The sequence below is a fragment of the Mesorhizobium sp. M00.F.Ca.ET.216.01.1.1 genome, assembly GCF_004010325.2.
GTDB lineage: Bacteria > Pseudomonadota > Alphaproteobacteria > Rhizobiales > Rhizobiaceae > Mesorhizobium.
The window spans coordinates 1-426 of record NZ_SADR02000145.1 but is presented as its reverse complement, the minus strand read 5'-3'; the positions used below and the strand labels follow the sequence as shown (position 1 = coordinate 426).

Here is a 426-nt window from a genome sequence, read left to right as displayed (position 1 = left end):
GGGAGAAAGACGCTGTCCTCGCCCATTTCGCCAATCATCAACGTGTTCCCGTTCTAAAAAGCAGGACGTTCCATTTTTCCTATTGCGGATAAAAATTATCCACGATAAAAGATGTCCATGAATTGGAGATCATCACGATGAAGCTGGGCGAGGGCGTTGAGGCGGCCATCCACTGTGCGGCGACGCTGGCCAGTGTGGACGGCAACAGCACCATGCCGGGCGCGGCACTGGCGGAAGCGTTCGGCCTGTCGCCGAGCTATCTCCTGAAGCATCTCAATATGTTGAGCGCGGCGCGCATTCTGGAATCGGTGCCGGGTCCGGCGGGCGGTTATCGGCTGGCGCGGGCTGCGGAACGCATCACACTGCTCGACATCGTGCTGGCCGTCGAGGGCCGCGAACCCGCGTTTCGCTGCGGCGAGATCCGCC

The 426-nt window shown here is 60.3% G+C and carries 1 protein-coding gene; it reads left to right on the top strand.

Annotation, left to right across the window (positions count from 1 at the left end; genetic code table 11):
• Positions 1–137: 137 nt before the first annotated feature.
• A partial coding sequence (locus EN859_RS35450; RefSeq protein ID WP_135913619.1) for an Rrf2 family transcriptional regulator occupies positions 138–426 on the top strand: 289 nt, incomplete at its 3' end.